The sequence below is a fragment of the Streptomyces physcomitrii genome, assembly GCF_012273655.1.
Taxonomy (GTDB): Bacteria; Actinomycetota; Actinomycetes; order Streptomycetales; family Streptomycetaceae; genus Streptomyces; species Streptomyces physcomitrii.
In genome coordinates this window covers 248081-274314 of sequence record NZ_JAAWWP010000003.1, presented here as the reverse complement: position 1 = coordinate 274314, position 26234 = coordinate 248081, and the positions used below count along the sequence as shown (strand labels likewise).

Annotated in this window: 20 protein-coding genes; 9 read left to right on the top strand and 11 right to left on the bottom strand. The window is 74.0% G+C overall.

The window, feature by feature from the left end:
• Positions 1-822 precede the first annotated feature (822 nt).
• Positions 823-3510: a LuxR C-terminal-related transcriptional regulator gene (locus HFV08_RS07025; protein ID WP_312885441.1), complete on the top strand. Its 2688-nt coding sequence runs from the start codon at positions 823-825 to the stop codon at positions 3508-3510.
• 448 nt (positions 3511-3958) lie between these two features.
• Here the strand turns inward: HFV08_RS07025 and HFV08_RS07020 are convergent, their stop codons facing one another.
• The 3 genes from HFV08_RS07020 to HFV08_RS07010 all read right to left on the bottom strand — a co-directional run bounded on the left by HFV08_RS07020 (position 3959) and on the right by HFV08_RS07010 (position 5369).
• Entirely contained in the window at positions 3959-4543 is a 585-nt protein-coding gene (locus tag HFV08_RS07020; protein ID WP_168536901.1) for an Rv1733c family protein, read from the bottom strand.
• Positions 4544-4749: 206 nt separating this feature from the next.
• Positions 4750-4929 carry a hypothetical protein gene (locus tag HFV08_RS07015; RefSeq protein ID WP_312885440.1) on the bottom strand — a complete coding sequence of 60 codons (180 nt, stop codon included), beginning with the start codon at positions 4927-4929 and terminating at the stop codon, positions 4750-4752.
• Between the two features lie 20 nt (positions 4930-4949).
• Positions 4950-5369, bottom strand: a complete 420-nt coding sequence (locus HFV08_RS07010) for an ATP-binding protein (protein WP_168536897.1) — start codon at positions 5367-5369, stop codon at positions 4950-4952.
• A gap of 192 nt (positions 5370-5561) precedes the next feature.
• Between HFV08_RS07010 and HFV08_RS07005 the strand changes: the two genes are divergently transcribed.
• Entirely contained in the window at positions 5562-6857 is a 1296-nt protein-coding gene (locus HFV08_RS07005) for a helix-turn-helix transcriptional regulator (protein WP_168536895.1), read from the top strand.
• 10 nt (positions 6858-6867) lie between these two features.
• Here the strand turns inward: HFV08_RS07005 and HFV08_RS07000 are convergent, their stop codons facing one another.
• Complete coding sequence (locus HFV08_RS07000) at positions 6868-7662, bottom strand: SDR family NAD(P)-dependent oxidoreductase (protein WP_168536893.1); 795 nt, start codon at positions 7660-7662, stop codon at positions 6868-6870.
• A 301-nt stretch (positions 7663-7963) separates the two neighbouring features.
• Between HFV08_RS07000 and HFV08_RS06995 the strand changes: the two genes are divergently transcribed.
• Complete coding sequence (locus HFV08_RS06995; protein ID WP_168536891.1) at positions 7964-9676, top strand: AMP-binding protein; 1713 nt, start codon at positions 7964-7966, stop codon at positions 9674-9676.
• A 38-nt stretch (positions 9677-9714) separates the two neighbouring features.
• Here the strand turns inward: HFV08_RS06995 and HFV08_RS06990 are convergent, their stop codons facing one another.
• Positions 9715-10593: an SGNH/GDSL hydrolase family protein gene (locus tag HFV08_RS06990; RefSeq protein WP_168536889.1), complete on the bottom strand. Its 879-nt coding sequence runs from the start codon at positions 10591-10593 to the stop codon at positions 9715-9717.
• A gap of 574 nt (positions 10594-11167) precedes the next feature.
• Between HFV08_RS06990 and HFV08_RS06985 the strand changes: the two genes are divergently transcribed.
• Positions 11168-12445, top strand: coding sequence for a class I SAM-dependent methyltransferase (locus HFV08_RS06985; protein ID WP_168537197.1), 1278 nt, complete (start codon positions 11168-11170; stop codon positions 12443-12445).
• Between the two features lie 143 nt (positions 12446-12588).
• On the opposite strand, the gene HFV08_RS06980 is transcribed toward HFV08_RS06985, so the two are convergent.
• On the bottom strand, positions 12589-13800 hold the full coding sequence (locus HFV08_RS06980) for a S1 family peptidase (RefSeq protein ID WP_168536887.1): 1212 nt from the start codon (positions 13798-13800) through the stop codon (positions 12589-12591).
• 273 nt (positions 13801-14073) lie between these two features.
• On the opposite strand from HFV08_RS06980, the gene HFV08_RS31430 reads away from it, so the two are divergent.
• Positions 14074-14973, top strand: a complete 900-nt coding sequence (locus HFV08_RS31430) for an XRE family transcriptional regulator (RefSeq protein WP_246341561.1) — start codon at positions 14074-14076, stop codon at positions 14971-14973.
• A gap of 64 nt (positions 14974-15037) precedes the next feature.
• Entirely contained in the window at positions 15038-15880 is an 843-nt protein-coding gene (locus HFV08_RS06975) for an MOSC domain-containing protein (RefSeq protein WP_312885439.1), read from the top strand.
• 145 nt (positions 15881-16025) lie between these two features.
• Here the strand turns inward: HFV08_RS06975 and HFV08_RS06970 are convergent, their stop codons facing one another.
• From HFV08_RS06970 to HFV08_RS06960, 3 genes are all read right to left on the bottom strand, one after another.
• The gene (locus HFV08_RS06970) at positions 16026-17645 is read right to left on the bottom strand and encodes an ABC transporter substrate-binding protein (protein WP_168536883.1); all 1620 of its coding nucleotides are present in this window, start codon (positions 17643-17645) and stop codon (positions 16026-16028) included.
• Between the two features lie 286 nt (positions 17646-17931).
• Complete coding sequence (locus tag HFV08_RS06965) at positions 17932-19497, bottom strand: SDR family oxidoreductase (RefSeq protein ID WP_168536881.1); 1566 nt, start codon at positions 19495-19497, stop codon at positions 17932-17934.
• 291 nt (positions 19498-19788) lie between these two features.
• Positions 19789-20166 (bottom strand): VOC family protein, encoded by a 378-nt coding sequence (locus HFV08_RS06960; RefSeq protein WP_168536879.1) that lies wholly within the window; start codon positions 20164-20166, stop codon positions 19789-19791.
• Between the two features lie 205 nt (positions 20167-20371).
• On the opposite strand from HFV08_RS06960, the gene HFV08_RS06955 reads away from it, so the two are divergent.
• Positions 20372-20779, top strand: coding sequence for a winged helix-turn-helix transcriptional regulator (locus HFV08_RS06955; RefSeq protein ID WP_168536877.1), 408 nt, complete (start codon positions 20372-20374; stop codon positions 20777-20779).
• 60 nt (positions 20780-20839) lie between these two features.
• On the opposite strand, the gene HFV08_RS06950 is transcribed toward HFV08_RS06955, so the two are convergent.
• Both HFV08_RS06950 and HFV08_RS06945 read right to left on the bottom strand, forming a co-directional pair.
• Positions 20840-21781 (bottom strand): SDR family NAD(P)-dependent oxidoreductase, encoded by a 942-nt coding sequence (locus HFV08_RS06950; protein WP_168536875.1) that lies wholly within the window; start codon positions 21779-21781, stop codon positions 20840-20842.
• A 49-nt stretch (positions 21782-21830) separates the two neighbouring features.
• Positions 21831-23432 (bottom strand): flavin-containing monooxygenase, encoded by a 1602-nt coding sequence (locus HFV08_RS06945; RefSeq protein WP_168536873.1) that lies wholly within the window; start codon positions 23430-23432, stop codon positions 21831-21833.
• A 69-nt stretch (positions 23433-23501) separates the two neighbouring features.
• Here HFV08_RS06945 and HFV08_RS06940 point away from each other — a divergent pair, with 69 nt between their 5' ends.
• Positions 23502-24518, top strand: a complete 1017-nt coding sequence (locus tag HFV08_RS06940) for an AraC family transcriptional regulator (protein ID WP_168536871.1) — start codon at positions 23502-23504, stop codon at positions 24516-24518.
• 82 nt (positions 24519-24600) lie between these two features.
• Complete coding sequence (locus tag HFV08_RS06935; RefSeq protein WP_168536869.1) at positions 24601-26214, top strand: MFS transporter; 1614 nt, start codon at positions 24601-24603, stop codon at positions 26212-26214.
• Positions 26215-26234: the final 20 nt, after the last annotated feature.

The following is a 26234-nucleotide window of genomic DNA, read 5'->3' as shown; positions in this document are numbered from 1 at the left end:
GAAGTGCCGGGTGAACAGCTAGGGAGCGGTGTGGCCACCGTCGAGGAGACCTCTGCCGAGCGGAGCCTGCGGCGCGCCTGGGAGCGCGCGGGCGGCGCCGAGGTCGGTGCGGGCGGAGCCCCGGTGCTGCTGCTCGTGGAGGGCGTGGCCGGGGCGGGCAAGACCACGTATCTGCGGCGGCTGTGCGCGCGGGCCGAGTCCGCGGGGGTCCGGGTGGTGCGGTGGTGGGGTGGGTCTGGGGTTCCCCGTCCTCCGGGGCCGGGAGACGGGCGAGGTGGGCGAGATGGGGGAGATGAAGGAGACGGAGATGAGGAGGGAGAGGGGACGCGGGATGCGGAGTCGGGTGGCCTGGAGGCCGTAGGGGCCGCGGGGGCGCCCAGGGCGCCGGGCTTGCCGGATGCTGCTGAGGCTCTGCGTGCTTCGGGTTCCTTGGACGGGTTGCGGGATCCGGGTGCTCGGGGTGGCCCGGGTACGCCGGGTGCCGCGGGTGGGTCCCGGGGGCAGCGGCGGCCGGAGGATCGGCTGTCCGGGGATCGGCAGTACCAGGATCGCCAGTCCGGGGATCGCCGGTCCCAGGATCGGCAGTCCCGGGACCGGCGGCCCGGGGATCGGCAGTCGGCGGATCGGTGGTCCTCGGACCGGCAGCTCTCGGACCGGCAGTCCTCGGACCGGCAGCTCTCCGACCGGCACCCCCCGGACCGGCAGCTCTCCGACCGGCAGTCCTCGGACCGGCAGCTCTCCGACCGGCACCCCCCGGACCGGCAGCTCTCCGACCGCCGCACCCCGGACCACCGATCCACAGGGGACCCCGTCCTCCTCGCCGTGGACGATGTGCACCTGGCCGAGCCGGAGCTGCTCGATCGGCTGCGCGGGGTGCTCGCCCGGCCCGCGTCGCGGCTGGTGGCGGTGGTGCTGGCCTACCGTCCCGAGGAGCTGGCGGAGCCGGGACTGCCGCTGGGTGCGCCGCCGCCCCGGACGGCACCGGAGTTCACGGCGCTCCGGCATCGCCTGGAGCCCTGGGACGAGGACCGGGTCCGCCGGGCCGCCGAGGAGGTGCTCGGCGACCGCGCCACCGCGGGGGCCGTACGGCGGCTGCACCAGGTCTCCGGTGGGGTGGCGCAGGTGGTGGTCGACCTGCTCGCGGTGCTGCGCGAGAGTTCCCGCCAGACGATCACGGCGGCCGAGGTGGACGCCGCCGGAGTCCCGGTCCGCCTGGCCGAGCTGATACTCGGGCGCACCGCCGCGCTGCCCGCCCCGTACCGGATGGTGGTCGGCGCGGCCGGGGTGCTCGACGAGCCGGTGCGCGGGGACGAACTGCTCGCGGTGGCCGGGCTGAGTCCCGTCGAGGGGCATCTCGCGCTGCTCGCCGCGCTCTCCGGTGCGGCGCTCGTGGCGCGGGGCGAGGAGGGCGGGCAGTACGCCTACGGGCTGCCGGTGCCGCTGGCCGCGGGGCCGGTCCGGGAGAGCCTGCCCGCCCCCGTACGGGAGCAGCTGCACGCGCGGGCCGCGGAGGTGCTGGTGCGCAGGCAGCCGGTGCCGTGGGCGGCGGTGGCCCGGCACCGGCGGGCCTGCGGCCGGGTCAAGGGCTGGCTGAGGGCGGTGGAGCGGGCGGCGACCGAGGCCACCGCCGCCGGGCGCCACCCGGAGGCGATCGCCCTGCTCGAACGCACCCTGGCCTCCGCCGCGGTGCCGCCCCGGGCCCGCGGGCGGCTGGCGCCGATGCTCTCGCGCAGCGCGGTGGTGGGGCTGCGTTCGGACGAGACGGTGCAGGTGCTCACCCAGATCGTCCAGGACGAGGACCTGCCCGCGGTGGTGCGCGGCGAGGTCCGGCTCGACCTCGGCCTGCTGCTCTGCAACCAGGTCGGGCTCGGCGTCGAGGGCTGGGGCGAGCTGGAGCGGGCCTCCGACGAACTGCGCGAGCAGCGGCCCGACCTCTCCGCCCGCGCCATGTCCGCCCTCGCCATGCCGTACTGGCCGATCTCCTCGCTCGCCACCCACCAGGAGTGGATGGACGGCGCCGAGGAGGCGGCGGCCGACAGCGGCGACGTGGCGGTGCGGGCGGCGGTCGCGGCGGGCCGGGCGAGCCTCGCCATGAGCTACGGCGACCCGGGCGCGGTGGACCTGCTCAAGACGCTGCCGGTGGACAGCACCGACCCGCGCTGCCTCCAGCACGCGGCCCGCGGCCTGTGCAACGCCGCCGACTCCTCGGTCTGGCTCGGCCACTACTCCCGCGCCGTCGATCTGCTCGCCGAGGGCCAGGAGCTGGCCGCGCGCAGCGGCGCCCCCTACACCGAGCACACCGCGCTCGGGGCCCGGCTCCAGCTGGAGTGGGCCACGGGGCGGTGGGCCGGGCTCACCGAGCGCTGCGAGGCCTTCGTGGAGGCCACCGCCGACATGCCGGTGATCTCCGCCGACGCCCGGATGGTGCTCGGCCTGCTCGCCCTCGCCCGCGGCGAGTGGGGCCGCGCCCTGTCCTGGCTCTCCGGGGAGCAGGCCTCCCCGCCCGGCGCGGCCCCGGCCCCGCTGTCGGCGGCCGTCGCCGGTGCGCTGATACGCCTGGAGCTGGTCCGGGAGAACCCGGCCGCCGCGGCCGGGATCGCCCGCAAGGCCTGGGCGGGAATCGCCGACAAGGGGGTGTGGGTCTGGGCGGCGGAGCTGGCGCCCTGGGCGGTCGAGGCGGTGGCCAGGGACGGGGACGCGGCGGCGGCCCGTGCCATGGCCGAGGAGTTCGCCGCGGGGCTCGACGGGCTCGACGCCCCGGCCGCGACCGCCTCCCTGAGCTGGTCCCGGGCCGCCCTCGCCGAGGCCGCCGGCGCGCTGACCGAGGCCGCGGGCCACTACCGCCGGGCGGCCGCGGCCTACGGCAAGATGCCCCGCCCGTACGCCGCCGCGCTCACCGCGGAGGGCGCGGCCCGGTGCGTACTCGCCGCGCTACCCGACGGGGAGGGCGAGCCCTCGGGCACCGGCGGCGGGCGGCGTCGGCAGGGCGGGGCGCCCTCGGGTGCGCCGGACCGCGCACTGGCCGAACTCGACGGCTGCGTCGCCGGGTTCACCGAGCTGGGGGCCGTCTGGGACGCCGCCAGGGCGCGGGCCGCGCTGCGCGAGCACCAGCCCGCCGAGGAGCGCCGCCGCGCGCCGGGCAGGCCCTCGTACGGGGACCGGCTCTCCCCGCGCGAGAGCGAGGTCGCCGAACTCGCCGCCTCCGGTCTCACCAACCGCGAGATAGCGAGCACCCTGCACCTCTCGCACCGCACCGTCGAGCAGCATGTCGCCCGCGCGATGCACAAGCTCGGCACCGTCTCCCGCCGCGACCTGGCGGCGGCCTCGGCGGCGGACCGGGCGGGGGAGGACGGCGGCGGGGGCGGTGCCAGAGGTGACGGTGTCAGGGGCGACGGTGCCCTGGGCGGGACGGGGGCGGGGGCGAGGACCGGGACGGGGACGGGGACCGGGACCGGGACGGGGGCTGGGCCCGGGGACGGGCCTGGAGTCGCCGGGCGCGGCGAGCACTGAACCGGGTCGAGTCCGCGGAGCCGGGTCGAGCCTGTGGAACCGGTTCGAATCCGCGGAGCCGGGTCGAATCCGCGGTGGGCTCACGTACGGAGTCGAGCCCGTGATGAACCCGAGCCCGTGATGAACGGGAGCCCGTGATGAACGGGAGCCCGTGATGAACGGGAGCCCGTGATGAACGGGAGCCCGTGATGAACGGGAGCCCGTGATGAACGGGAGCCCACCGCCCGGGTCCCAGCTGCCCCAGATGCACTGCGCAGTTGCGCCCTCGCTCGCAGCTCCCCCTCGTCCCCAACTACTCACCCGCAGAACTGAGTTGACCGCCTGCCCGACACTCGGTCGCCCCGGCCACCGGTCGCCCCCGGCACTCAACCGCCCCCGGCCACCCCGGCCCCGGTGAGCCGCCCCACGTCCCCCGTCCTCGTCCCCGCCCCGTCCCCCGCCCCCGTCCTCACAGTGCCTTGCGTCGCCAGTACGGTCCGACGACCTCCCATTCGCGTTCCCACTGGCGGATCCGCCGCCGGTCGAGGGCGTACCGGGCGCCGCGTTCGGTGAGCATCACGCCGCCCGCGACGCCGAGCGCGGTCAGGCCGCCGGTGGCTGCCGCGCCGCCGAGCAGTTCGCCGGTGGAGGGCGGTGCGGTGGCCGGGCGGCCGTCCCGGTCGATCCAGAGCGGGACCTCGGTGCCCTTCTCGGTGTTCGGCGGGACCTTGGTGTCGCTGTGGTGGACGCGGCCCCCGTCGTCGCGCCACCGGATCGCGGTCCGCACCCGGTCGTCACCGAAGCCGGTGTCGTCGGGGGAGGCGCGGGAGGCGGCCTCGGTGACCGTCGCGGTGACCTCGCGGCGGGCGGACTGCTGCTGCTCCGCGCTGTCGACCACGACACCCGCCGCCAGGGCGCCCGAGGCCGCGCCGCCGGTGACCGCGAGGGCCAGCGCGGCGAGCAGGATCCAGCCCTCGGCGCGGTCACTGGGCCGCCGCAGGTCGTTGTGGCGCCAGTGCCACAGCCAGCGCCCTGTCCGTACGGTGGCCGCCATGACTCACGCACCTCCTGCCTGACGCGAGGCAGTGCCACCGGTCACGGTCCCGCTGGGGGGAGGCCAGGCAACCGGTACCACTCCTTCCACGAAAGCCCCGCGGGCGCCGCGCGGCAAGACGTGCGCGCGGGGTGAACCGCTGCGTACGTTGTGTTTCCTTCTGGGCGGCGGTGGCGGTGGCGGTGGCGGTCGGTCCGTGCGCGAACTCAGACGCGTCCTTCCGCCGCGCGCTGTTCCCGGGTCATGGTCACTTCCAGATGTGCCGGATCGTCGACGGTCCACCACGTGCCGCCGCCATGCACCGGCCGCAGGACGTAGGCCCCGTCGCTCATGTCGGTGACGATGCCGCTGCGATCGGCGCTCACGTCGCGGATCTGGTCTCCCACGCGAGCCACTGAGCGGGCCGTCACGTGTCCGTCCCGGTCGGCAGCTCGCACCAGACGCATTTGCCACCGGGCAGGGGATCGGTCCCCCAGCTGTGCGTGAGCGCGTCGATCATGGTCAGACCGCGCCCTCCGGCGTCGTCGGCGTCCGCCTGCCTGAGTACCGGGTGCACACGGGACGTGTCCACGACGCTGATGCGTACCCGGCCCTCCGCCGTATGCCTCACCGCGACGCGGATCGAGCGACAGGGAGTGTGCTGCGAGGCGTTCGCCACCAGCTCGGTGATCGCGAGTTCCGCGTCTTCGGCGAGGTGAGGCAACTCCCACGCCGTCAGAGCGGTGCGTACCAGGGCGCGGGCGGTTCTCGCGCTCGCGGCCTCGCACGGCAGGGTCCTGGTGTAGCCGACGGAGCCTGGTGGACTGGGAATGGTGGGCACGGTCATCTGAGGCCTTGTCACTCGGGAAGAGGAAGCGCCGTGCCCGCACAGGGGAGGCGGGCACGTATCCAGTCCAACGGCAGGCGGTGCGGAGCTCACAGGGCCGCGCAGGGGTGCATTTTGACGAGACGCCAGGCAGGGGGCCGCCAGGGGGGGCCAGGATGGTCCCGAGTCACAAGCGGAGATGCGAGGCTGACGATGGTGAGTCCAGACGGAATTGGCCAGCTGTTACGCGGTCTGCGGGAAGCGGCCGGACGGACCCGGAAGCAGCAGGCAGAGTTGTTGGAACGCATCGGCGGCCGGTGGGTCGATCCCGAGAACATCAAGCGGTGGGAGACCGAGAGGAGAGTGCCCGTTCCCCACTGGCACCGGTTGATTGCCGACGGCTATGGACTCACCATTGGAGAAGTGCAGCGAGCGGTCGCGTCAAGTCGCAGATTCCGCAAGCTCGTTCCGGCACCTACGTCCTCGGAACCTGAGCAGGAGGTACCCCCGGTGGAACGGCGTGATTTCCTGGGTGTCTCGGTGCTCGCAGCCGGTCTCACGGGCCCAGCCCTGGCCTGGATCTCCGACACCCGCGAGCGGGTGGACCATGCGCTCAGCAGTGGCGCGCGGGCTGATCTGCCACATCTGGAATCAGCCGTCGAGCACTACAGCCACGGATACGGCGGCCGGACGCCTGCCGCCGTACTGAAGGAACTGGGCTCCGACTTCGCCGATATCGGTCCACTCTTCGAACAGCCGTTGTCGGCCGGGGCGCGAGTACGGCTGTCCCGGGTCGCAGGGCAACTCGCCGGGATGATCGCCATCGTGCTCCACGATGTCGGGGACCGTAAGGAGTCCTCGGCGTGGTTCCGTACGGCGCGGCTGGCCGCAGTGGAGTCGGGCGACCGTTCCTTGCAGGCCTGGGCGCTGGCCAGGGAGGCGATGGTGCCGCTCAACTTCGGCGCACCGAGAACCGCCGCCGAACTCGCCGAAAAGGCACGGCAGACGGCCGGGACGACGCCCACCGCCACCGCCGCGCTGGCTGCCGCTGTGGCCGCCCGAGCGCATGCGCTGTGCGGTCGTGGTGACCAGGCCCGGGAGGCGATCGCGGATGCGAACCGGTTCGCCGGACAGCTCACCGGCGAGCAGCGCGCGGACACCTGGTTCGGGCTCGGTGAGCAGAAGCAGCATGTCCACTTGTCCCACGCGCTCACCGTGCTCGGCGAGACCGGGCGCGCTCGGGAGAGTCAGGACCGCGCGCTCGCCTTGTCGAGCCCGACCAGCGCGATGACCCGCACTCTGCTACGGATCGACGGCGCTGCCTGCCTGCACCGCGAGGGCGAAAGCGAGCAGGCGTGCCGTACCGCCGCTGCCGCCCTCCGGGGTCTGCCTCCGGGCTTCCGTATCGGCCTGACCCGCGCCCGGGCCATGGACCTGTACCGCTCCATCCCCACCCGTCACCACGCCGAGCCTGCCGTCCGGGAGCTCAGGGAGACGCTCGCGGCCTGAGGGGAGCGCCCTACGGCAGGATCGAGTCCACATACCCCCCGTCCACCCGTACCGCCCCGCCGGTGGTCGCCGAGGCGAGGTCGGAGGCGAGGTAGACGCACAGGTGGGCGATCTCCTCCGGCTCGATCAGGCGCTGGAGCAGGGACTGCGGGCGGTACTCGCGCATGAAGGCGCGCTGGGCCTCCTCCCAGCGCAGGTCCGTGCCGACCAGGGAGTACACGAAGTCCTCCACGCCGCCGGTGTGCGTGGGGCCCGCGAGCACGCAGTTGACGGTGACGCCGGTGCCGGCCGCCTCCTTGGCGAAGCCCCGGCCGACCGCGAGCAGCGCCGTCTTGGACATGCCGTAGTGGATCATCTCGGCGGGCACCGCGACCGCCGAGTCGCTGGCGAGGTACTGGACCCGGCCCCAGCCCCGGCTCATCATCCCGGGCAGGAAGGTGCGGGTCAGGCGCACCGCGGAGAGGACGTTGACCTCGAAGTAGCGGCGCCACTCCGCGTCGCTGATCTCCAGGGCGGGCTGCGAGCCGAAGATGCCGAGGTTGTTGACGAGGATGTCGGCCTCGGGGAGCAGCCGCGCGGCCCGGGCGGCGCCCTCCTCGGTGGCCACATCGGCGGCGACCGGGACGAACTCGCCGTCCGGTACCGCCTCGGCCATCGTCTCGATCGCCTCGGCCACGCGGTCCTCGCCGCGGCCGTTGACGCCGACACGGGCTCCGGCCGCCGCGAGCCCCTGGGCGATGGCGGCGCCGATGCCCTGCGTCGAACCGGTGACCAGGGCCGAACGCCCGGACAGATCTGCCTTCATGGTGTGCTCCCGGGTGCGTGGTCCGCCCGCGGCGCTCACCGCCGCGGGCCCTCCGGCCGGGTGCCGGACCCCTCGATCATCGGCCCGCGGACGCGCCCCGGGCCGCAGCCGCCACCCGGGCGTGCCGCCCCGCACCCCGCCCCGTACGACCGCTCTCGGTGACCCCCCGCCTACGGAGCGCGGAAAAGTGGCGGGCGCCCGCGTATTGAAGGTGGGGTGTTACCGCGGGTACCTTCGCGAAGGTCCCGGTGGGCGGGCGGCTGCTGTGGGGGCGCCCGGACCCGACGAAGCGGAGAGAGCCATGAGTTCCCTTCTTCTGCGTGCCGTGGAGGCCGGGCGGGCGCTGACGCTGCTGCACCGGGCGCGGCTGTTCGACCCGGCCCGCCCCGACCGCTCGCTGCGGTTCGAACGCGACGCCCGCCGCTGGGGACCGCTGTGCGCCTCGGTGCGCGGGGCGGCCCGGCGCGTCCCGGACAGCACCGGCCTGATCGACGACCTCGGGCCGCTCACCTACGCCGAACTCGACCGCCGCTCCGACTCCCTGGCCGCCGCCTGGCGCGCGGACGGGATCACGGAGCGCGCGGTGATCGGCGTGCTCTGCCGCGACCACCGCGGACTCTTCGACGCCCTGCTCGCCGCGGCCAAGCTCGGCGCCCGGCTGCTGCTCCTCAACACCGGCTTCGCGGGCCCCCAACTGGCCGATGTGGCCCGGCGCGAGGGCGTGGACGTCCTCGTGTACGACGAGGAGTTCACGGCGGTGGCGGACCATCTCCCCGCGGACGTCGAGCGGTTCCTCGCCTGGACCGAGGAGGGGGAGGGCGGGGACCGGGCCCGTGGACCCCGGCTCCCGGTCACCCGTATCGAGGCCCTGATCGCCGACACCGCCCCCGAGCCGCCGCGGGCGCCCTCGCAGGTGGGGGCCGTGGTGCTGCTGACCAGCGGGACGACCGGGCTGCCCAAGGGGGCGCCCCGGCAGGTCAAGGGCGTGAAGCTGGTGGTGCAGCTGCTCGACCGGGTGCCCTGGGAGCCGGGCGGGGCCCTGCTGGTCTGCTCGCCGCTCTTCCACGGCACCGGTCTGGCGCACGCGGGCCTCGCCGTCAGCCTCGGCTCGACCCTGGTGGTGCAGCGCCGCTTCGACGCCCGGCGGGCGGTGGCGGCGCTGGCCGAGCACCGGTGCACCGGGATGGTCCTGGTGCCGACGATGCTGCACCGGATGCTCGAACTCGGCCCCGAGGTGCTCGCCGGCCACGACCTCTCCCGGCTGCGGATCATGCTCAGCGCGGGCGCCGCCCTGCCGCCCGCCCTGGTGGAGCGCGCCCTCGACACCTTCGGCGAGGTCCTCTACAACCTCTACGGTTCCACCGAGGTCGCCCTCGCCACCATCGCCCAGCCGCAGGAGCTGCGCGCCCACCCGGCCACCGCGGGCCGCACCCTGACCGGCTGCGAGGTGCGGCTCTACGACGCGCAGGGGCGCCCGGTGCGCGAACCGGGGCGGCCGGGGCGGGTGTTCGTCGGCAACGGCATGAAGTTCGGCGGCTACACCGACGGCCAGTCCAAGCACGAGATCGACGGACTGATGAGCACCGGCGACACCGGGCACTTCGACGCGGGCGGGCTGCTCTTCCTCGACGGCCGGGAGGACGACATGGTGGTCTGCGGCGGCGAGAACGTCTTCCCCGCCGAGATCGAGAACCTGCTCTGGGCCCACGAGGACATCGCCGAGGCCGCGGTGATCGGCGTGGAGCACCCGGAGTTCGGCACCCGCCTCGCCGCCTTCGTGGTCCTCGGACCCGGCCGGAGCCTGACCGAGGAGCAGGTGCGCGACCACGTACGGGCCCGTCTCGCCCGGCACAAGGTCCCGGCCCAGGTCCTCTTCCTCGACGAACTCCCGCGCAACCCGACCGGCAAGCTGCTGCGGCGCACCACCCGCGCACTGGCGACCGGGGACGTGGCCGGGGAGGCGGCCGGGGGCGGGACTCAGGACGCCAAAGCCCGGGCCCGGGACGGCGGCTGAGCCGCGCGCCCCGGGCCCGGGCCGGGTGACCGGGGCGCTCAGCCCACGCCGAGCGCCTTCTTCGCCTCGGCGGCCATGGCGGCCTCACCGGCGGCGTTCGGGTGCACCGGGACGAAGTTGGTGCCGAAGAGGACCGGCTCGATCCAGCGCTTGTCCGCCGGGGCGCAGGCGTCGTGGCCCTCGGAGGCCGTGTTCAGGTCGACGTAGGTGGCGCCGTTGTCGGCGGCGGCCTTCTCCACGGCGGAGTTCAGCTCGGTCTGGAGGTCGCGCAGATAGGGCACGTCGCCCTTGGCGATCGGCATCTTCAGATAGCAGCCGCTGACGCTCGCCTTCGGCATGATCCACGGGTAGCCGAGGATCGCGACCTCGGCGTGCGGGGACTTCTGCCTGATCGTCTTCAGCGACTTCTGCAGCGCGGGCAGCGTCTTGTTCCGGATGTCGTCGGTGAACTTGTCACCCCAGGCGTCCTTGCAGGGGCTGCCCTGTCCGAGGCTGAGTACGCCCGCGCTGCCGCAGGCCAGGATCGCGCCGATGAAGGTGTTGTTGTCGTTGCCGCCGATGGTGAGCGTGACCAGGTCGGTGTCGCTCTTCAGGGCGTCGAACTGCGGGGCCACGCCCGGGTACTGGGACTCGGTGAAGTGCGAGGTGGTCGCCCCGCCGCAGGTGACGTCGCGGAGCTCGGCGCCGGTGGCCTCGGCCAGCAGGTGCGGATAGTTCTTCGAGGTACGGGCACACAGCAGCGAGGCGTCCGGGTCGAGGGGCAGCACCCCCGAACCCGCGCTGTAGCTGTCGCCGAGGGCGACGTAGTCGAGCGGCTCGGTGGCCTGGGCGGAGGCGGGCGCCCCGAGGCCGAGGGCGGCGAGCCCGGCCGTGGCCAGGGCGGCGGCGGCCACCCGGTGCTGTGCGCGGACCGGCATCAGAGTTCTCCTTCGAACTACTTCGAACTACGTGGACAGGCAGGGGCGTACCCGGGGCGGAGGCAGCGCGGGAAGCAGCGGCGGCGAGGACGGCCGGAAGACGACCGGAAGACGACCGGAAGAGGGGGCGGGAGAGGGGGGGGCGGGAGAGAAGAGGGAGGCGGGGGAGGAGTGGGGGACACGGTGCACGGGGCCACCGCCCGTTCGCCGGAGCCCGTTCACCTGATCGGTGCCGTGAATCTAGGGGAGCCGTTGCCCGCCGGCCATGTGGGGGACGGACAACATGGCGCAATTTTTTGGCGACGGACGACAATGAAAGCCCGGAGTCATCCGCTCCGGTTCCCCCGACCGTCCGCCGATCCTTCGACCCTCGCCTCTCGCCCCTCGTTCGTGTGCCGCTTGCTCGTGTGCTGCTTGTCCGGTTTTGCCCGTCGCTTGTCTGTCGTTTGTCCGATCTCGACCGGATGGATCTCTTCCGGATCCAATCCATCCCTCGATCTGATCCGAAGCATTTCCGTCCCCAGCCGTGGAGTGGCTGGTTCGTGACCCAGGAGGGTGTGGAGTGACAACGTCCCTGAATCAGCCGGAGACCCCGGAGCAGCCCCCGTCCCCGGTGCGGCCGGGGCGGGCTCCGGTCGACCCGGAGCGCTGGCCCGATGTGGTCCGGCTGCCGTCCGCCTCACGCCCGCGGACCGCGGTGGCCAGGCTGCTGGTGGGTCAGGCGCTGCGGCGGCTGCCGCTGACCGTGCGCCTGGCGGGCGGCGGCCGGCTCGGCCGCGGCGGGCCCCTCCTGGACGTCCACCGTCCCGAGGCCTTCCACCGGCGGATCGGCGCGGGCGGCCTGGTCGGCTTCGGCGAGTCGTACATGGCCGGTGAGTGGGACGCCCCCGACCTCGCCGCGGCGCTCACCGTGCTCGCCGACAACGCGGCCACCCTGGTCCCGGCCGGGCTCCAACACCTGCGCCGGGCCTGGGCGTTGAAGCAGCCCGGCGCCCGCCGCAACACCCCGAGCGGCGCCCGGGACAACATCAGCCACCACTACGACCTGTCCAACGACCTCTTCGCCCTCTTCCTGGACGAGACGCTCAGCTACTCCTCGGCCGTCTTCGAGGAACTGCCCGCCACCTGGCCCGCCCTGGCCGCGGCGCAGGGCCGCAAGATCGACCGGCTGCTCGACCTCGCCCGGGTCGGCGAGGGCACCCGGCTCCTGGAGATCGGCACCGGCTGGGGCGAACTGGCCCTGCGCGCGGCCCGCCGCGGCGCGCGGGTCACCTCGCTGACCCTCTCGGCCGAGCAGCGCGCCCTCGCCCTGGAGCGGATCGCCGCCGAGGGCCTCGGCGACCGGGTCGAGGTCCGGCTCTGCGACTACCGCGAGGCCACCGGTACGTACGACGCGGTGGTGAGCGTGGAGATGATCGAGGCGGTGGGCGAGGAGTTCTGGCCGGTGTACTTCCGGACCCTCGACGCGCGGCTCGCCCCCGGGGGCCGGGTCGCGCTCCAGGCGATCACCATGCCGCACGACCGCCTGCTCGCCAGCCGCCGTACGTACACCTGGATCCAGAAGTACATCTTCCCCGGCGGCCTGCTGCTCTCCACCGAGGCGATCACCGGGACCGCCCGCGCGCACACCCGGCTGCGGGTCACCGGCCGCGACTGCTACGGACCGCACTACGCGGAGACGCTGCGGCTGTGGCGGGAGCGCTTCGCGGCCCGCGCGGCCGAGGCGGACGCCCTCGGCTTCGACGAGACCTTCCGCCGGATGTGGACCTTCTACCTCGCCTACTCGGAGGCCGGATTCCGCTCCGGCTACCTGGACGTGCAGCAGATCCTCCTCGAACGGGAGGACGGGTGAGCTGATCCGGACGGGAGGACCGACCCGGCCGGGCCGCGCAGGCGAAGGGCCCCTCGGACACCGGGTGTCCGAGGGGCCCTCCGGCCGCGGGGGCGGTACGTGCCGCTGCCGGGGCGGGCGGCTCAAGTGCCGCCGCCCGCGCGTCAGTTGGTGTTCAGGGTGAGCCCGTAGTACCGCAGGGTGTCGTCGAGGGGCTGGAAGTACGAGGAGCCCTCGTCGTCGGGGCCGCCGCACTGCTGGTTGGTCGGGCCGCCGGAGGTCATCCCCTGGGCCTGGTTGCCGGAGATGTAGGCGCCGCCGCTGTCGCCGCCCTCGGTGCAGACGGTGGAGGTGCCGAGGCCGCTGACGTAGGTGCGGGTGCCGGTGTTCGGGTTGGTGTAGGTGACGCTGACGTTGTAGCCCTTGACCCGGCCGCAGGTCCAGCCGGTGGTGGAGCCCGACTTGCAGAGCGCGGCCCCGGTGGCGGCCCGCTGGCTGCCGCGCACCGCCACCGAGGAGCCGTTGCCCCAGGTGCCGACCGCGGTGCCGATGGAGGAGCCGGAGTCCATGGTGGCCAGGCCCATGTCGACGCTGTCGCGGCCCTCGGCGTACCGGCTGTAGGTGCCGACCGCGAAGCGGGAGCGGTTGAAGTAGAGGCCGGGGCCGCTCGCGACGCAGTGGCCGGCGGTGACCAGGAACTGCTTGCCCGAGGAGTTGCGGGCGCCGTAGCCCACCGAGCACCAGGAGTTGTCGTTGTTGTTGAGGGTCATCCGGCTGCCGGGCGGGACCACGGCCTGCGGGGAGAGGGTGCCCTCGCCCTTGACCACGCGCACCGCCTCGCCGTAGGAGGCGGCCCTCTTCAGGAAGGCCCGGTCGGCGGCGCCGCGGGTGCCGGAGAGGGTGACCGTCACCGTGTCGCCCGCCACGTCGACGCCCCAGGAGGCCACCCCGGCGGGCGCGGTCCGGGAGGCGCTCGCGTCCAGCGCCGCCTTGATCTTCGTCAGGGCCGCCTCGCCCCGGGCGGGTATCCGGGCCCGCAGCCCGGCCTCGCGGACCTGCGCGGCCCCGGCATGGTCCGCGACGTTGACGGTGAGCCTGCCCGCCGCGTCGAAGAAGGCGCCGTCCGCCTCGACGCCCCGGCCGTCGAGCCGGTCGAGCTGCTTCTGCTGCCGGGCCTGCGCGTCGAGCCGCTCGACGGCGCCGGAGGTGTCGGTGCCGAGGTCGGCGGCGAGCGCCTCGACCATGGCGGGCTCGTAGCGCGGGGACGAGGCCGGGGCGGGGGCCGCCGAGGCCGGGGCGCCGAGGGTGATGCCGAGTCCGGCCGCGAGGGAGCCCGCCGCGGTCAGGGCGAGAACGCTGGTGCGCACACGTCTCATTGCAGGGCCTTCCGATAAGAGGGGGGTGGAGTGCGGCGGACCGCGAGAAGCCCGGCCGACCGCCGCGGCAGAACTCTGTGGCCGCCCGCCCCGGGGTGACAAGTGGCCTGCGCGGCACAGAAATCAAGGAATCCCGGCGGGGTTCTTAATGACCCGCCGGTACGTTCCGTTTGCCGAAAGGGGAAAGGAGGCCCGCCCGTTGACAGGGGGCCGCACTCCGGCTTGAGTGGGCGCCCGGAGCGCCAGCGGACGGAAGAATCCGGGGGTCGCGGAATGCCCGCGTCAGAGCACGTACGGAATGAATCCGAAACGTTTGCCGTAGCCCTTCGCAAAGCGCTGCGGGCCGGCAGTCTTCCGCTGGACCGGGTCTGCGAGCGGCTCGCGCTGCGCGGGGTGCGGATCACCCCGGCGACCCTCAGCTACTGGCAGTGCGGGCGCACCCGGCCCGAGCGCCCGGAGTCGCTGCGGGCGCTCGAAGAGGTCGAGGCGCTCCTCGAACTGCCCGCCGGGAGCCTGACCGCCCTGGTCGGACCGCCGCGGCCACGCCGAAGACCCGTGGCCGGGGGCGATTTCAGCGCGGCGACCTACCGGGTCTACGGCCGCGACTCCTGGCAGGAGGGCCTGCTCGGCCCCCGGGTGACCCGGGTCAACCGGGACCTCGCCTTTCTGCTCACTCAGGAATCCCTGCGCCTCGACGAGCACGGCTGCATACGGGCGGTGCGCGTGCACCATGTCGTGAAGGCACTGCGCGGCGGCGCCCGGGAACTGGGTAACTTCTGTGAACTCGACGGCAGGCGCTTCGAGATCGTCCCGCATTGTGGACAGCTCGGCGACGTCGTGCACGGTGAGAATTCCGGTGCGCTGCTCCGCTTCGGTTTCGGCAGAGAGCTGGAAGCGGGCGAAACCGCGGTCGTCGATTACGAGATCCTGACGGGCTGCTGCCCCGCACCGCGCCCTTTCTATCTGCGCGGGATCCGGCGCGTCCAGGATGTCTACACCCTTCAGGTGCACTTCCATCCGGACCGCCTCCCCGTCCGGGCCGTCACGCACTTCCAGGAGAATTTCACCGCCCCGCGGACCCGTGTGCGCCCGGTGCGTCTCGACGGCTCGGGCTGCGCCCACCTCTACCGCGCCAAGTGCCCGCCCGGAGTCCACGGCCTCAGCTGGAACTGAGCGCTCCGCGGCGGCCGCCCCCGGCACTCTGCCCCGGCCCGGCCCCGCCCCGTACGCTGGGCCCGTGGCCGTAATCGTCGAGTTGGTGACCTATCCGATCAAGGGCTGCGCGGGAGTCCGGCTGCCCGAGGCGGAGCTGACGGACGCCGGGCTGCGGCACGACCGCTCCTTCATGGTGACCGACACCGAGGGCGTCTTCCGCAGCCAGCGCCGCGACCCGCGCCTCGCGCTCATCCGCCCCGCGCTCGACGCCGGGGCCACCGGGGAGGGCCTCCGGATGACCCTCGCCGCGGAAGGGGCCGGGAGCCTCGGCTTCGCGGTCGACACCGAGGGGCCGCGCCGCGCGGTCACCCTCTTCAAGAACTCCTTCCTCGGCATCGACCAGGGCGAGGCCGCCGCCGAGTGGCTCTCCGGGGTGCTGGGGAAGCCGAGCAGGCTGGTGCGGGTGCCGCCGGAGCACGACCGGGTCACCGACGGCATCATCCCGGGCACCTCGGGCTACGCGGACAGCAGCGCCCTGCACGTCCTCTCCCGCTCCTCGCTCGACCTGCTGCACGAGCGGCTGGCGAAGCGGGAGGCGCCGCCGCTGCCGATGGACCGCTTCCGCCCCAACGTCGTGGTCGACGGCTGGGAGACCCCGCACACCGAGGACCGCGCCCGGCGGGTACGGGCCGGGACCACCCTCTGGGGCTGGACCAAACCGGCCGTGCGCTGCGCGGTCACCACCGTGGACCAGTCGGCCGGCGTCCGGGAGGGCCCCGAGCCGCTGCGCACCCTCGCCGACTACCGGCGCGGCGAGGGCGGCGGTGTCGTCTTCGGCGCCAAGTTCTCGGTGCTGCGCGGCGGACGGCTCGCGGTCGGGGACGAACTCCTCGTCGACGAGTGGGCGCCGCCGGAGCCGGACTGAGCCGGATCGGCGCCGCCGAAGCCGGACGGAGCCCCGGTCCGCCTCCGGAACTGAGGCCCGGGGAAGCCGAGTTGACGGTGCCTTAGACGAGACCGCCAACACTCCCGACGCATCCGCCCGTTGAGCGACCGAGACCCCAACTCCCCTACCAGCTCGTCTTCTTGTGCAGCTCCCACATCTGCATGATCGTCGAGGGGTCCAGGGCGCGTTCGCCGCCCGCGATGTCCTCGCTGGCGGCCACGTACTGCTTGCCCTGCCACAGCGGCAGCAGCCGTGCGTCGTCCACCAGGATCCGCTGCGCCCGCTCGAACTGGTCGACCACGGCGCCCCGGTCGGTCTCCCGGCGGGACGCGGGCAGCAGCCGGTCGGTGATCTCGGGGGACTCGTACGGCATGCCGAGGACGTTCTGCTTGCCGACGAAGGGGGCGATGAAGTTCTCGGCGTCCGGGAAGTCGGGGAACCAACTGTTGCCGATGGCCGGGTACTTGCCCTTGCGGAACCCCTTGGCGTACTCCTTCCAGGGGCGGCCCTCGACCTTGACCTCGAAGAGTCCGGAGGCGTTGAGCTGCCGCTTGATCTCCTCGAACTCGGGGCCGGTCACCGAGCCGAAGCGGTCCGTCGGGTACCAGAAGGTCAGCGGCACCTTCTTGCGGATGCCCGCCTTGGTGAGGATGCGCTCGGCGGCCCCGGCGTCCGGGTTGCCGTAGACGTCGAAGAAGGCGGTGGTGTGGCCGGCCAGGCCGCGCGGCACCATCGAGTACAGCGGGTCGACGGTGTCCCGGTAGATCTTGTGGGCGATGCCGCCGCGGTCGAGGATCTGCGCGATCGCCCGGCGCACCGCGGGCTTCGAGGTCCAGCGGTGGTCGGCGTCGAAGGCGAGGTAGCGGACCTCGGTGCCGGAGCCCTCGACGAGTTGCAGGTCCTCGTGGCCGGTCTCGGACTCCAGGGCGACGACGTCCTCGGCGGCGAGCCCGCGGTAGGTGGCGTCGATCTCCTCGCGGTGCAGGGCCTTGATCATCTCCCCGGAGTCCTGGAAGTACCGGATGGTCACCGCGTTGTTCTTGCGGTCCGCGAAGCCCTTGTAGCGGTCGTTGCGGACGAGTTCGGCCCGTACGTCCTCCTTGAAGGACTCCAGGGCGTACGGACCCGAGCCGGTGACCTTGCCGTCCTCGCGGAGCTTGTTCTTCGGGTAGGCCTTCGGGTCGACGATCGACATCGCCGGGGTGGCGAGCACGAAGGGGAAGGTCGCGTCGGGCTTGTTCAGGCGGAAGACGACGGTGCGCTCGCCCTTGGTCTCCACCCGGTCGAGGCTGCCGAGGAGGCCCGCGGGGCCGCCCTCGACATTGATGGCACGGATCCGGTCGAGGGAGTGCTTGACCGCCTTCGCGTCCAGTGCGTCGCCGTTGGAGAAGGCCAGGCCCTCGCGCAGCTCGCAGGTGTAGACCCGGTTCGACAGATCGGTGAAGCGGCAGGACTCGGCGGCGTCGGGCTGCGGGGAGCTGCTGCCCGAGGGGTAGTTGAGCAGGGTCTGGTAGATGTTGCGGAACAGCTCCCAGGAGCCGTCCCAGGAGGCCGCAGGGTCAAGTGTGCTGGGGGCGCTGGAGGTTCCGACGACGACCCGCTTCTCCTCGTCGGAGGAGGAGAGCACCCCGCATCCGGCGAGCGGCGGCAGCAGCGCCAGGGCGGCGAGGGCCGCGATGCCCGGCAGCGGGCGGACGGGTATCGGGGAGCGGTGGACCGGGGGTGTCCGGTGGGGGACGCGCATGTGTCTGTGGGCTCTCTTTGGGTGGGGAGAGAGTGCTGGGGCGGGGGGTGGCCCGGGCCGGAGGCGCGCCTTTGAGCGCGCTCCTCCTCATCCGGGCATGGCCAGGAACTTACGTCCCGGGGCCCCGCGTTCCAATCCGCGTGCGCACAAAGTCCGGGAAGTACGGATACCCAATCAATCATCTCCACGTATCCGTGCCCGTCCCCTCCCCGCACCTCCGCAGGGCCCCCGCACTTCGGGCACTCCCCGGTCAACAGCCCTCACCCGCAAGGCCGTTGACCAACTCTCAATCGTCCGCGCCGCGTTCGGCCGCGCGGGCGATATTGCGGCACATGCCGCCGAAGACGAAGGCGTGGAAGGGCGAGACGCTCCACCAGTACGCCTGTCCGGCGAGGCCGTGCGGATGGAAGAGGGCCCGCTGCCGGTACTGGGTGCGGCCCGCGGCGTCCTTGCCGACGGAGAGTTCCAGCCAGGCCAGGCCCGGCAGCCGCATCTCGGCGCGCAGCCTGAGGAGTTCGCCCTGCCGGACCTCCTCCACCCGCCAGAAGTCCAGCGAGTCCCCGGCCCGCAGCCGGTAGGGGTCGCGGCGCCCGCGGCGCAGGCCCACCCCGCCGACCATCCGGTCGATCCAGCCGCGCACCGCCCAGGCCAGCGAGAAGGAGTACCAGCCGTGCACCCCGCCGATCCCCTCGATCACCCGCCACAGCTCCTTGGGGCTCGCCGCCACGGTGCGCTCCCGGCGGTCGGTGTAGAGGCTGCCGCCCGCCCAGTCCGGGTCGGTGGGCAGCGGGTCGCTGGGGGCGCCGGGCAGTGAGGCGGAGGACCAGCGGGTGGTGACCTGGGCCTCCTGCACGCGGCGCAGGGCCAGTTGGAGGGCGCGGGTGAAGCCGAGGTAGCCGCCGGGCGGGTCCGGCACGTACCGGGCGATGTCGTGTTCCCGGCAGACCACCTCGTGCCGCAGGGACTCCACCAGGGGGCGCGCGATGGAGGCCGGGACCGGGGTGATCAGGCCGACCCAGTGGCTGGACAGGGTGGGGCTGAGCATCGGCACCGAGATCACCAGGCGCCGAGGGAGGCGGGCCGCCTTGGCGTAGCCGAGCATCATCTCCCGGTACGTCATGATGTCGGGTCCGCCGATGTCGAAGTTCCGGGAGACCTCCGCGGGCATCCGGGCGCTGCCGACCAGGACCCGCAGCACATCCCGTACCGCGACCGGCTGGATGCGGGTGTGCACCCAGCTGGGCGTGACCATCGCGGGCAGGCGCTCGGTCAGATAGCGCAGCATCTCGAAGGAGACCGAGCCCGAGCCGAGGATGACCGCGGCCCGCAGCACGGCCGTCGGCACCCCCGAGCCGAGCAGGATCCGGCCCACCTCGGCGCGCGAGCGCAGATGCGGGGAGAGCTCCTCCTCGGGCACGTCGACGGGGGTGAGCCCGCCGAGGTAGACGATCCGGCGCACCCCGGCGGCCTTCGCCTCGGCCGCGAAGACCCGTGCCGCCCGCCGGTCCTGCTCCTCGAAGTCGCCCTTCCCGCCGAGCCCGTGGACCAGGTAGTACGCCACCTCGATGCCCCGCATCGCCTCGCGCACCGCGGCCGCGTCGGTGACATCGGCCTTCGCCACCTCCACCTCGCCCGCCCACGGGTAGTCCCGCAGCTTGGCGGGCGTCCGCGCCAGGCAGCGCACCCGGTGCCCGGCCTTGAGCAGCTCGGGGACCAGGCGCCCGCCGATGTACCCGGTCGCCCCGGTCACCAGGCAGCTCAGGCCGCCGCCGTCCGGGGTCGGCACCTGCGCGTCCGGGTCGGTCCGCCGGTGCGCGGGCTCCTCGGGTACGGGGGCTGGGGACTGGGACATCGCGCCTCCTGGCCGTGGCGGCGGCACCACCGTGCGCGGTACCGCTCTGCGTGCGTCTCTCCTGGTTCCCGGAACCCGGCGCCGAACACACGGCCGGGCTCCGCCTCCGACTGTCGCCGCCGCCCGGCGGCCCCGGGTGCCCCGGCGGGCGGGTGGCCGCGGCGGGGTGGCGAGGTTCAGCCGGTTGGCGGAGGAGAGCGGCGGGCCCGGCGGCGGAGGGGACCGGTGGCGGGCCGCGGCGGCGGAGGGGACCGGTGGCGGGCGCCGGCTGCCGCGGATCGGCGGCGGGCGTCAGCTGCCGAGGATCCGGGTGCGGATCTCCGGGGTCCACTCCACGTACTCGATCTCGGCGCCGTCCGCGTGCCGGGCGTAGAGGAAGCGGCCGGTCGGTCCGCCGGTGAGCGGGGTGGTGACGGTGGCGCCCGCGGCGGCGAGGGCGGTGGCGACGGCGTCCAGGTCGTCCACCACGGCGGTGGCGGAGGCGTGCGTGTACCGGGCGCGTTCGGCGGCCGGGCCCGCGATGACCAGGAAGTCGCCGAGCGCGGCCAACTCGACGCCCTCGAAGGCGAGTCGGAGGTCCGGGCGGCGGCCGGTCAGCTCGGTCAGGAGCGGCAGGGCGGTGTCCAGGTCCTCGGTCCACAGGCGGGCGTACGTCTTCAGGATGCGCATGGGCGGTGGCTCCGTACGGTACGGGCGCGGGCGGGGGTACGGGGAGTCCGCCCGGCGCCCTGGTGGTCTCTGCCGGTTACCGGGGAACCGTAGGTGAGTAGGCTCTGACGTGGAAGAACGCACTTTCCGGTGAGAAGGGAACCCCGCGGTGACCCAGCAGTTCAGCGGCCGGGACCGGTCGGCGAAGAGCCCGGCGGAGGGCCCGGTGGACGACGCCGCGAGGGGGCGGGCGGAGGACGCGGCGGCGGACCCGGCGCGGCGCGGTGATGTGACCCGGGCGGACTCGCTGGCGCGGGAGATCTTCGCCGGGGTGGCCAATAAGTGGGCGCTGCTGCTCATCAACGTGCTCGGCGACCGGACGCTGCGCTTCACCGAGCTGCGCGGCGCGATCGAGGGCATCAGCCACAAGATGCTCACCCAGACCCTGCGCGGACTCGAACGCGACGGACTGGTGGACCGCACGGTGCACCCCGTCGTGCCGCCGCGGGTCGAGTACCGGCTCACCGAGGCGGGCGGCGCCCTGCGCGACACCGTCAACGGCATGTGCGCCTGGACCCGCCGCTACCTCGACGAGATCGAGTCCGCTCGTGAACGCTTCGACGCGGGGCGGTAGTCGGGGCGTACGGGCCTCAAGTGGCCTGTCCGGCAGGCGCGTCGGCCCGCCGCCCCGCCCTCAGACCCCGCTGCCCTGCTCCTCGCCGCCGCGCCCCGCGCCTGCCTCCCGCGCGCCGAGCCGTGAGCCCGCGTGGCGTGCCGCACCCGGGGCGAGGCGGCTCATCACCGTCAAGTACGAGGCGGGGAAGAGGCGTTGGAGCACATCGGGGGCGTGGGCGGTCCAGGAGATGAGCACCCGGGCCCGGCGCCGGCGCACCCCGCGCAGGATCAACTCGGCGGCCCGGTCCGGGGGATAGGTGAGCAGCCGGGCGAAGGCGTCCCTGCCCTCCCGGTCCTCGGCCTCGCCGACCCCACTGCCGGTGCGCGCGCTCTCCGCGATCCGGGTGGCGACGCCGCCGGGGTGCACCGTGGTCACCCCGGTGCCCGCCCCGGCGAGTTCGTGGCGCAGCGCCTCGCTGAAGCCGCGCAGCGCGAACTTGCTTGCCGCGTACGCCGCTTGGCCGGGCGGCGCGATCAGGCCGAAGAGGCTGGAGACGTTGACGACATGGCTGCCGGGGGACTCGTTCAGCCGGGGCAGCAGCGCCCGGGTCAGCAGCACCGGGGCCTGGAAGTTGACCCGCAGCACCCAGTCGAACTCCTCCGCCGTCACCTGGCCGAAGGTGCCGCTGAGCCCGACGCCCGCGTTGTTGACGAGCAGGCTGATCCGGGGGTGGGCGTCCAGGATCCCGGTGGCGGTGCGTGCCAGCTGGTCGAGGTCGGCGAGGTCGGTGAAGAGGGTGTCGACCCGCAGCCCGGGACGGCGCCTGCGGATCTTCTCGGCGACCACGTCGAGGCCCTGGGCGTCCCGGTCGAGCAGCACCAGATGGCTGCCCCGCGCCGCGAGCCCGTACGCCAGCTCCTCGCCGATCCCGCCGGCGGCGCCGGTCAGGACGGCGGTGCCGCCGGTGAAGCGGTAGGGGGCGAGCCGGTTCGGGCGGGTGGGCCGGGGCAGCCGGGGCATGGGGCTCCTCGCGTAGGACGGTGCAGGCCGGTCGGAGGCACAACTCGCCTCAGCGGGCGGCCTCGTGGAGCGGGGCGGCGGTCTTCTCCGCCGCCGCCCGGGCCTGGCGCACCTCGTGGGCCGGGGTCGCCGCCAGGGTGCGGTCGAGCCTGCGGCGCATGGTGGTCGTGGCGTCCAGGACGTAGTTCTGCCGGACCTTCCACGGGCCGCGGTCGCCCTGGCGCGGGAAGGCGTCGATGGAGCGCTGCACATAGCCGGCGGCCAGGTCCAGCAGCGGGCGCGCGGTGAGGGTGCCGGTGGGCCGGGGCTCGACCGCGGCGTACTGGTTGCGGCGCATGTGGTTGAGCACCCGGCAGACCAGCCGCGAGGTGAGGTCGGCGCGCAGCGTCCAGGAGGCGTTGGTGTAGCCGATGCAGACGGCGAAGTTGGGGACGCCGGTCATCATCGCGCCCTGCCAGACGAACTGCTTGCTCAGGTCGACCGGTTCGCCGTCCACCCGGGGGGCGATGCCGCCGAAGGCGAGCAGTTGCAGCCCGGTGGCGGTGACGACGACATCGGCCTGAAGGACCCGGCCCGAGGCCAGCCGGATGCCCTCGGGCACGAAGCGGTCGATGTGGTCGGTGACGATCTCCGCCTCGCCGCGCTTGATCGAGCGGAACAGATCGGCGTCCGGCACCGCGCACAGCCGCTGGTCCCAGGGGTTGTACGTGGGCGTCAGATGGTCCCGCACCAGCTGATCGTCCTGCAGGACACGCCTGTTGAGGCCGGTGAGCACCCGCCGGGCGGCCTTCGGGCTGCGCTGGCAGAACTGGTAGAGCCCGATCGCGAAGAGGATGTTCTTGGTGCGGACCACCCGGTGCGCGGTGCTCGCGGGCAGCACCTTGCGCACCAGGTCGGCGACCTTGTCCCGGGAGGGCAGCGAGCTGATCCAGGTCGGGGTGCGCTGCAGCATGGTCACCCGCGCGGCCTTCTCGGCCATCGCGGGCACCAGGGTGACCGCGGTCGCCCCGCTGCCGATGATCACCACGCGCTTGCCCGCGTACAGCTCGCCCTTCGGGTCCTCGGGCCAGAACTGCGGGTGCACGAGCGTCCCGGCGAAGTCCTCGGCCCCGGCGAACTCGGGGGAGTGGCCCTGCGCGTAGTTGTAGTAGCCCGCGCAGGAGTAGAGGAAGTCGCAGGTCAGCGTCTGGCGCACGCGCGCGCCTGAGGCGTCGGTCCGCTCCAGGGTCAGCGTCCAGCGGGCGGTCGCGCTGGACCAGTCGGCGCCGAGCACCCGGGTGCCGTAGCGGATCCTGCGGTCGATGCCGAACTCGGCGGCGGTCTCCTTGATGTACGCGAGGATCGCCTGCCCGTGGGCGAGCACCTTCTCGCCCGCCCACGGCTTGAAGGGGTAGCCGAGGGTGAACATGTCGGAGTCGGAGCGCACACCCGGGTAGCGGAACAGGTCCCAGGTCCCGCCCATCGACTGCCGGGCCTCCAGGACGGCGTACGAGCGCTCGGGGCACTCGGTGCCCAGGCGGTAGGCCGCGCCGATGCCGGACAGACCGGCGCCCACGATCACCACGTCGAGGTGCTCGGTGGCCGCCTCGGCGGGCGCGGTCCGGCCCTCGGGGCCTGGGGTGCCGGTGCGGGAGTTCTCGGTAGGCGTCATGCTCCCAGTGTCCGGAAGCACAGCCCGGAAGAATTGACCCCGGACGACAGATATTTGACCCTGGACGACATGTCGGTGATCAGATCCGCCGGACTGCGGGGCTTCCGCGCAACCGTGGCCGAACTCGGCGGGGACGCGGAGGCCTACGCCCGGCAGTCCGAGTTCCCGGTGTCCGCGCTGGACGCGGACGACGTCCTGGTGCCCGAGGAGGCGATGGCCACCGTCCTGGAGGTCGCCGCCGCCGACCTGGACTGCCCCGACCTCGGCCTGCGCATCGCGGCCCGCCAGGACATCGGCATGCTCGGCGCCCTCGCCCTCGCCATCCAGAACTCCGAGACCCTCCGCGACGCCCTGGAGTGCACCACCCGCTACCTCTTCGTGCACGCCCCCTCGATGCGGCTGAGCCTGGACCCCGACCCGTACGGCGTACCGGGCGTGGCCGCGCTGCGCTACGGCGTCCGCGAGGGCCTGGAGTTCCCGCCGCAGGGCGCCGACCTCTCCCTCGGCTTCGTGCACCGCGCCATCACCTACCTCGTCGGCCCCTACGGACTGCGCGGCGTCGACCTGCCGCATCCGCCGCTCGCCCCCCTGAAGGTGTACGAGGACTTCTTCGGCGTCCCGGTGCGCACCGACCGCCCGGAGGCGCTGCTGCGCGCCCCGGTCACCCTCGCCGACCGCTCCCTCGCGGGCAGCGACGCGCACCGGCGGCGGCTGGCCCTCGCCTATCTGGAGGAGCAGTCCTCCGGCGCCCGCAGCGACCTGGTCACCAGCGTCCGCGCCGTGGTGCAGCAGTCGCTGGGCACCTCGGCCCCGGAGATCGGCACCACCGCCCGCCTGCTCGACCTGCACCCCCGCACCCTCCAGCGCCGCCTGAGCGAACAGGGCACCAGCTTCGCCCGGGTCCTGGACGAGGAGCGCCGCCGCGCCGCCCGCCGCTACCTCACCACCACCCGCCTCCCCCTCGGCCAGATCGCCGCCCTCCTCGGCCTCTCCGAGCAGTCGGCGCTGACCCGGTGCTGCCGCCGGTGGTGGGGCGTGACCCCGCTGGCGGTGCGCCGGGGGGAGGGAGCACCGGGGGAGAACTGACCGCGCTCGCCCCGCACCACCCCACCCCACCGGCAACGGCCCCGCACCCGCGTCCTCGTACGACCGCAAGGATGACCCCGGCATGACGACCCCCGACCGCCCCGACCACGGTGACCGCCCCGACCGCCCCGACCGCCCCGACCGCCCCGGCTCCTCGGCCGCCCCCGCCCCGGTGCCCGCGCCCTCCGGCGCCGACCCGCGCGTGCACGCCCGCCGGTGGGCGATCCTGGCGATCCTCTCCGGCAGCCTGCTGCTCATCGGGATGGACACCACGATCCTGAACGTGGCCTTCCCGACCCTGGTCGAGGACCTCCAGCCGGGCGCCGTCGAGCAGTTGTGGATCATCGACGCCTACTCGCTGGCGCTCTCCGGCCTGCTGGTGACCGCCGGGGCGCTCGGCGACCGCTGGGGCCGCAAGCGGCTGCTGCTCCTCGGCTTCTCGGTGTTCGCGCTCGCCTCGCTGGGCGCCGTCTTCGCCGCGGCGCCCTGGCAGGTGATCGCGGCCCGCGCGCTGCTCGGGATCGGCGGCGCGGCGATCATGCCGTCCACCCTGTCGATCCTGCGGGAGGTCTTCACCGACGGCCGCGAGCGGGCCCTCGCCTACGCGGTGTGGACCGCCGTCATCGGCGGCGGCATGGCGCTCGGCCCGGTCGTCGGCGGCCTCCTGGTCGAGGACTCCGGCTGGCAGGCGGCCTTCCTGCTCAATGTGCCGGTGGCCGCCGCGGCGGTCCTGCTCGGCCTCTGGCTGCTCCCGGAGTCCCGTGCGCCGCGCGCGGGCCGCTGGGACTGGCCGGGGGTCGGCCAGTCGGTCGCCGGGATGCTGGCGCTCTCCGCCGGGATCAAGGAACTCGGCGAACGCGGCGCCGACCCGCTGCCGCTCGCCCTGCTCGCCGCCGCCGCGGTGCTGCTCACCGTCTTCGTCCGCCGGCAGCTGCGGATCCCCCATCCGCTGCTCCAGGTGAGGCTGTTCACCCGGCGGGCCTTCACCGTCTCGGCGCTGGCGATCCTGCTCAGCATGATCGGCTTCGGCGCGGTGTTCCTGCTGCTCACCCAGTGGTTCCAGTACGCCCAGGGCTACTCGCCGCTCTCGGCGGGCCTGCACCTGCTGCCCGCGCCCCTCGCCCTGATCGTCAGCTCGATGGTGACACCCCGCCTGATCCACGCCCTGGAGGTACGGCAGGTGATGGGCGCCGGCCTGGTGGTGACCGCGCTCGGCCTGGTCCTGCCCTGGCTGGTGCAGAGCGGGGACGGCGGGCTCGGCTACCGCTGGATGGCCGCGGCCCTGCTGCTGCTCGGCTTCGGCGCCGGGGTGGCGACCACCACCGCCTCGGTGACCCTGATGGCGGTGACCCCGGTCGAGGACACCGGCGGCGCGGCCGCGATCGACGAGACCTGCTACGAGTTGGGCGCCGCCCTCGGGGTCGCCTCGCTCGGCTCCCTCGCCATGGTGCTCTACCGCCACCACCTCCCGGACGGGGTGCCCGGCGCCGCCCGCGACTCGGTGGGCGAGGCGGCGCACACCGCCGGGGAACTCGGCGGCGGCGCGGGCGCCACCCTGCTCGACCAGGTCACCCGTGCCTTCACCCTCGGCATGACCCCCGCCTTCGCCCTCGGCGGCCTCCTCGCCCTCGCCGCCGGGGCGATGGCCTGGGTCTGGGTCCCGCGCCATGTCCGCCCCACGGACGACGCGCACTGACCCGCGGCCGGAGGCCCGCG

Coding starts and splice junctions, on each gene's coding strand:
- HFV08_RS07020 (WP_168536901.1), bottom strand. CDS start 4,543: ATGGCGGCCACCGTACGGACAGGGCGCTGGCTGTGGCACTGGCGCCAC.
- HFV08_RS07010 (WP_168536897.1), bottom strand. CDS start 5,369: ATGACCGTGCCCACCATTCCCAGTCCACCAGGCTCCGTCGGCTACACC.
- HFV08_RS07005 (WP_168536895.1), top strand. CDS start 5,562: ATGGTGAGTCCAGACGGAATTGGCCAGCTGTTACGCGGTCTGCGGGAA.
- HFV08_RS07000 (WP_168536893.1), bottom strand. CDS start 7,662: ATGAAGGCAGATCTGTCCGGGCGTTCGGCCCTGGTCACCGGTTCGACG.
- HFV08_RS06995 (WP_168536891.1), top strand. CDS start 7,964: ATGAGTTCCCTTCTTCTGCGTGCCGTGGAGGCCGGGCGGGCGCTGACG.
- HFV08_RS06990 (WP_168536889.1), bottom strand. CDS start 10,593: ATGCCGGTCCGCGCACAGCACCGGGTGGCCGCCGCCGCCCTGGCCACG.
- HFV08_RS06980 (WP_168536887.1), bottom strand. CDS start 13,800: ATGAGACGTGTGCGCACCAGCGTTCTCGCCCTGACCGCGGCGGGCTCC.
- HFV08_RS31430 (WP_246341561.1), top strand. CDS start 14,074: ATGCCCGCGTCAGAGCACGTACGGAATGAATCCGAAACGTTTGCCGTA.
- HFV08_RS06970 (WP_168536883.1), bottom strand. CDS start 17,645: ATGCGCGTCCCCCACCGGACACCCCCGGTCCACCGCTCCCCGATACCC.
- HFV08_RS06965 (WP_168536881.1), bottom strand. CDS start 19,497: ATGTCCCAGTCCCCAGCCCCCGTACCCGAGGAGCCCGCGCACCGGCGG.
- HFV08_RS06960 (WP_168536879.1), bottom strand. CDS start 20,166: ATGCGCATCCTGAAGACGTACGCCCGCCTGTGGACCGAGGACCTGGAC.
- HFV08_RS06950 (WP_168536875.1), bottom strand. CDS start 21,781: ATGCCCCGGCTGCCCCGGCCCACCCGCCCGAACCGGCTCGCCCCCTAC.
- HFV08_RS06945 (WP_168536873.1), bottom strand. CDS start 23,432: ATGACGCCTACCGAGAACTCCCGCACCGGCACCCCAGGCCCCGAGGGC.
- HFV08_RS06940 (WP_168536871.1), top strand. CDS start 23,502: ATGTCGGTGATCAGATCCGCCGGACTGCGGGGCTTCCGCGCAACCGTG.
- HFV08_RS06935 (WP_168536869.1), top strand. CDS start 24,601: ATGACGACCCCCGACCGCCCCGACCACGGTGACCGCCCCGACCGCCCC.